We start from the raw sequence: 5491 nt of genomic DNA, 5'->3' as shown, positions 1-5491 counted from the left end.
ACAATATCGAGGCCAAGGGCGGCACCTGGTCGGTCGAGGAGGAAAACGAGTTTCGCGCGCCGACGCGGGCGCAGTTCGAGAAGCAGGGCAGTCCATACTACGCCACCGCGCGGATATGGGACGACGGCGTGATCGATCCCGTCGACACCCGCCTGGTGCTCGGCCTCGGGCTTTCAGCATCAGCCAACGCGCCGATCGAGCCCACGCGTTTTGGCCTGTTCAGGATGTGATGATGGCGTCTCAATATCGACGCTTCCGCACGTTGCTGATCGCCAATCGCGGCGAGATCGCCTGCCGCGTGATCCGCACCGCAAGAGCGATGGGTCTGCGCACCGTTGCGGTCTATTCCGAGGCCGATCGCGCCGCGCTGCACGTCGCCATGGCCGATGAGGCCGTGCTGCTCGGCCCGGCCCGGGCGCGCGACAGCTATCTCAACATCGAGCGGGTGATCGACGCCGCGAACAAAAGCGGCGCCGAGGCGGTGCATCCCGGTTACGGCTTCTTGTCCGAGAATGCCGAATTCGCACAGGCCTGTGCGGACGCGAAACTGGTGTTCGTCGGCCCGACGGCCGCGATGATGACGGCGATGGGCTCGAAGTCCGGCTCGAAGATGCTGATGGAGAAAGCCGGGGTGCCGCTGGTGCCCGGTTTTCACGGCGAGGCGCAGGACGAGAAGACACTGGCTGACGCCGCCGACAAGATCGGGTTTCCGGTTCTGGTCAAGGCGTCGGCAGGCGGCGGCGGACGCGGCATGCGGATCGTGCGGTCGGCCGGCGAACTCGCAGCCGCCATCGTCAGCGCCAAGCGCGAAGCCAAGGCCGCGTTCGGCGACGACCGCATGCTGATCGAAAAGTATCTCGACAATCCCCGTCATATCGAAGTGCAGGTGATCGGCGACAGCCATGGCAATCTGCTGTCGCTGTTCGAGCGCGAATGCACCCTGCAGCGGCGGCACCAGAAGGTGATCGAGGAAGCGCCGTCGCCGACCTTGAACGCGACGCAGCGCGACGCGGTCTGCGCCGCCGCGCGGAAGGCTGCCGGCGCGGTCAATTACGTCGGCGCCGGCACCATCGAATTCGTCTCCAACGGCAAGGACGTGTTCTTTATCGAGATGAACACAAGGCTGCAGGTCGAGCATCCCGTGACCGAGTTGATCACCGGCATCGATCTGGTGGAATGGCAGCTGCGTGTCGCATTCGGAGAAAAGCTGCCGCTGAACCAGGAGGAGATACGGCTGAACGGCCATGCCGTCGAAGCGCGGGTATACGCGGAAAACCCGCACAAGAATTTCATGCCGTCGGTCGGCAAGATCCGGACCTGGCGAACGCCGGAGCAGACCGACGGCCTGCGCATCGACGCCGGCTATCGCGAAGGCGATGCGGTATCGCCCCACTACGACGCCATGCTCGCAAAAGTGATCGCGTGGGCGCCGACGCGCGATGCCGCGATCGACAGGCTCCATCGCGGGTTAGAGGAGACCGACGTTCGCGGCGTCGTCACCAACATTCCGTTCCTGTCGGCGCTGGTGACGCATCCAAAAGTGCGCGCCAACGCCATCGATACCGGTTTCATCGAGCGCGAATTGAAGAACCTGACGCCGGAAGCGTCGCCGCCCGGCAATCTCGAGCTTTGCGCTGCGGTTGCGGCGATTTTGCGGGAAGAGCAGAAGGCCGCGCGCGCTGAGGCGCAGTCGCCGTGGCGCATTTCGGGCTGGATGCCCGTCGGACGACGGCAGCGGGTATTTTCGTTCCGGGACGGACAGGGCGGCGAGCACAAGGTGACGCTGACTTACGGCAGCGGTCCCGCGACGCTCTCGATCGGTGCGCACGAATACGCCTTCACATCGTCGCCTGCGGATAGCGGCGGCTTCGATCTCTCGCTGGACGGCACGCGATCCCATATTGCCGCGGTCGTCGAAGGCCATGAACTGTACCTGCGGACCCGCAACGGCCGCTTCGACCTGCACTGGGTCGATCCGTTCGGCGGCGATGACGAAGAACAGGTCGGCGAGGACAAGATCGTTGCGCCTCTGCCGGGCACTGTTGTCGCATTGCTGGCGGAAGTCGGCGCAACGCTGGAGAAGGGCGCACCAATTCTGACGCTTGAGGTCATGAAGATGGAGCAGACCCTGCGCGCGCCGTTCGCCGGTGTGCTGAAAGCGATAAAATGCAAGGTCGGCGACATCGTGCAGGAAGGCGTCGAACTGGCCGAAATCGAACCGGCCGCGTAGGTAGAAGCTTCTCGTCATGCCCGGGACAAGCCCGGGCATGATAAAAATTGCGAGGTTCGCATGAGCGATCAAGTGCGGATTGTCGAGGTCGGCCCGCGCGACGGACTGCAGAACGAGAAGACGCCTGTAAGCGCGGAGGCGCGCATCGCGTTCATCGAAGCGCTGATCGCCGCGGGGCTGCAAACGATCGAAGTCGGCGCTTTCGTGTCGCCGAAGGCGATTCCGCAAATGGTGAATTCGGATCAGGTACTGCGCGGCGTCAGCGGCTTGAACGGTGAATTTCACGTGCTGGTGCCCAACGAAAAGGGTTTTGATGCCGCGCGCGCGGCCGGCGCCAAGGTAATCGCGGTGTTCGCGTCGGCCTCGGAAGGGTTTTCGCGCGCCAATATCAATTGTTCGGTCGCCGAATCCATCGAGCGCTTCAAGCCGGTGGTCGCGCGGGCCAAGGCCGACGCCATCAAGGTGCGCGGCTATGTCTCCTGCGTGCTCGGCTGTCCTTTCGATGGCGAGGTGAAGCCGCAAGCGGTCGTCAGCGTTGCAAAGCTGCTCTGGGATCTCGGCTGCTACGAAGTCTCGCTCGGTGATACCATCGGCGTCGGCACGCCCGTCAAGGCGCGGCATTTGCTGCGCGCGGTAAGCGGCGCCGTGCCGATGGCCGGCCTCGCGATGCATTTCCACGACACCTACGGGCAGGCGCTCGCCAACCTCTATGCCGGGATGGAGGAGGGCGCGCGCGTGATCGATTCCGCGGCGGGCGGCCTAGGCGGCTGCCCCTATGCGCCGGGTGCCACCGGCAACGTCGCGACCGAGGATGTCGTCTATATGCTGGAAGGCATGGGCGTTGCGACCGGCGTCGACATGCCAAGGCTGGTTGCCGCGACCAACGAGGTCAGCCGGCTGATCGGGCGCGCGCCGGTCAGCCGCGTGGCGTCGGCGATCAATGCGAAAGCATTGTAGGGTGGGCGAAGCGTAGCGTGCCCACCGAAACGGTCCCGCATCCGATGCGTTGAAGTCCTGGTGGGCACGGCGCAAGAGCGCCTTTGCCCACCCTACGATCTGTTCGCTCGCTACCTTCCCCCGTCCGGCCCCATCACCAGGTCCGGCAACCAGGTCGCGATCTGCGGCACGAAGCACAGCAGCACCACCGCCACCATCATCAGCAGCACGAACGGCAGCGTACCCCAGATCACTTCGCTCAACGGGATATCCGGTGCGACATTGCGGATGACGAAGATGTTCAGCCCCACCGGCGGGTGGATCAGACCCATCTCCATCACGATGGTCATGACGACGCCGAACCAGATGATGTCGAAGCCGGCGGCGCGCAGCGGCGGCAGGATGATCGGCGCGGTCATCAGGATGATGGATACCGGGGGAAGGAAAAATCCGAGCACCACCACCATCACCAGGATCGCGGCGAGCAGTTCCCAGCGCGGCAGGTGCATCGCGACAATCGATTCGGCGACCGACTGCGAGATATGCAGATAGCTCATGACGTAGGAATACAATAGCGACATGCCGATGATCATCATCAGCATGGTGGAGTCGCGGATGGTCGATCTTATGATCGGCGCCAGATCAGAAGGCGTCCACACGCTGTAGATCGCCGCAATCAGCACCAGCGCCAGCAGGCCGCCGAGCCCCGCGGTTTCCGACGGCGTCGCGTACCCGCCGTAGAGCGCGATCATCACGCCGGTCAAAAGGATGACGAACGGCAGCACCCGCGGCAGCATATCGAAGCGTTCCGCCATGGTGAAATCGTCGTGCGTCAGGATTGCCGACGTTTCGCCGCTCTTCGCGTAGAGCGCGGCGGCAGCGGCATATTCGATGCGAAAGCGGACCACCGCGTAAACCCCGAACAGCGTCACCAGCAGCAGGCCCGGCCCGATCCCTGCGAGAAACAGCCGTCCCAGCGATTTTTCCGCGGCAACCGCAAACAGGATCATGGTGATCGACGGCGGCAGCAGGATGCCGAGCGTGCCGCCCGCGGCGATAATTCCCGCCGCAAAGCCGCCGGAATAGCCGCGCTTGCGCATTTCGGGAATGCCGGCCGAGCCGATTGCCGAACAGGTGGCTGGCGATGATCCCGCCATCGCCGCGAACAGCGCGCAGGCGAACACATTGGCGACGCCGAGCCCGCCGGGCACCCGATGCAGCCAGGCATGCAGCGCGAGGTAAAGATCCTGTCCCGCGCGCGATTTGCCGATCGCGGCACCCTTGAGGATGAACAGCGGGATCGACAGCAGCGTGATCGAGGCCATTTCCTCGTAGACGTTCTGCGTCACGGTATCGAGTGACGCCGCCGGCATGTAGATCGCCATGAACACCACCGCGACCGCGCCGAGCGCGAACGCTATGGGCATGCCGGAAAACATCACAAGCAGGGTCGCGACACCGTAGCTGATGCCAATTCCAAGTACGGTCATCGGCGCGCCGTACCGCTGAGCGGAATCATGATCTGCAGCAGTATCTGGAGGCACAGCAGCGTCATCCCGGACGCCATCAGGACGTAAGGGATCGCCAGCGGTGCCGACCACATCGAGTTCGTCACCTGTCCGTCGACCCATGCTTCATGTGCCAGCGTCCAGGATTTCCAGGAGAAGAACGCGCAAAAAGCGAAGCTGGCGACATCGACCAGCCAGAGCCGGATGCGGTTGACCAGCGGCGACAGCAGCCCGACGAACGCCTCGATGCCGATGTGACCACGCTGGCCCTGCACATAGGCCGCAGTCATGAAGGTGGCGCCGACCAAGAGAAACACCGCGGCTTCGTCCTGCCAGTAGTTCGGGCTGTGGAACAGTGCGCGGCCGAGAACGCTGTAGCTCAGGATAGCGCTCGCCGCGACCAAGGCGATTCCCGCGAGGATGACAATGATGCCGTTGCAAAGGGCGAGCGCACGCTCGAGCGCCGCCACGAACACATTGTCCGCGACGGCGCCCGACGTTTCAGGTTGATCCGGAAGCGGACCATGCATCATGCGGAGACGTCGGTCGCAAGCTTCAACAGGTTGGCAGCGGCCGCGCTCTTGCCGGTGTAGTCCTTCCAGGCGGTTTCCCGGGCGATGTCGCGCCATTTGCCGACCGTCGCCTGATCGAGCGGGCTGACCTTGGCGCCGGCCTTCTCATAGACCTTGGCGACCTCGATGTCGTCGTCCTGCGCGCCCTTCTTGCCGAAGGCTTCCATCTCCGCGCCGACGGCCATGATGATATCCTGCTGGTTCTTCGGCAGCTTGTCGAAGATCGCCTTCGACATCAAAAGCGG

At 64.0% G+C, this 5491-nt stretch carries 5 protein-coding genes and 1 pseudogene; 3 read left to right on the top strand and 3 right to left on the bottom strand.

Translation table 11 applies throughout. The annotated features are described in order from the left end of the window. The 3 genes from VGP39_RS15580 to VGP39_RS15570 all read left to right on the top strand — a co-directional run. Window positions 1-230: carboxyl transferase domain-containing protein (locus VGP39_RS15580; RefSeq protein WP_327569001.1), on the top strand; the 230-nt coding region annotated here is incomplete at its 5' end. After that, the gene (locus VGP39_RS15575; protein ID WP_327569000.1) at window positions 230-2230 is read left to right on the top strand and encodes an acetyl/propionyl/methylcrotonyl-CoA carboxylase subunit alpha; all 2001 of its coding nucleotides are present in this window, start codon (window positions 230-232) and stop codon (window positions 2228-2230) included. The genes VGP39_RS15580 and VGP39_RS15575, both read left to right, overlap by 1 nt. A 60-nt stretch (window positions 2231-2290) precedes the next feature. After that, on the top strand, window positions 2291-3187 hold the full coding sequence (locus VGP39_RS15570; RefSeq protein ID WP_327568999.1) for a hydroxymethylglutaryl-CoA lyase: 897 nt from the start codon (window positions 2291-2293) through the stop codon (window positions 3185-3187). Between the two features lie 110 nt (window positions 3188-3297). On the opposite strand, the gene VGP39_RS15565 is transcribed toward VGP39_RS15570, so the two are convergent. The 3 genes and pseudogenes from VGP39_RS15565 to VGP39_RS15555 all read right to left on the bottom strand — a co-directional run. After that, on the bottom strand, window positions 3298-4656 hold the full coding sequence (locus VGP39_RS15565) for a TRAP transporter large permease (protein WP_327568998.1): 1359 nt from the start codon (window positions 4654-4656) through the stop codon (window positions 3298-3300). Further along, window positions 4653-5207: a TRAP transporter small permease gene (locus VGP39_RS15560; protein ID WP_327568997.1), complete on the bottom strand. Its 555-nt coding sequence runs from the start codon at window positions 5205-5207 to the stop codon at window positions 4653-4655. The genes VGP39_RS15565 and VGP39_RS15560 overlap by 4 nt, the downstream gene beginning before the upstream one ends. Continuing rightward, window positions 5204-5491 (bottom strand): annotated as a pseudogene (locus VGP39_RS15555) (C4-dicarboxylate ABC transporter); the annotation flags it as partial. The gene VGP39_RS15560 and the pseudogene VGP39_RS15555, both read right to left, overlap by 4 nt.

It is taken from the genome of Bradyrhizobium sp., assembly GCF_036009065.1.
In the GTDB taxonomy this organism is placed as follows: domain Bacteria; phylum Pseudomonadota; class Alphaproteobacteria; order Rhizobiales; family Xanthobacteraceae; genus Bradyrhizobium.
The sequence above is the reverse complement of the archived record's forward strand: the minus strand, read 5'-3'. Positions and strand labels throughout refer to the sequence as shown.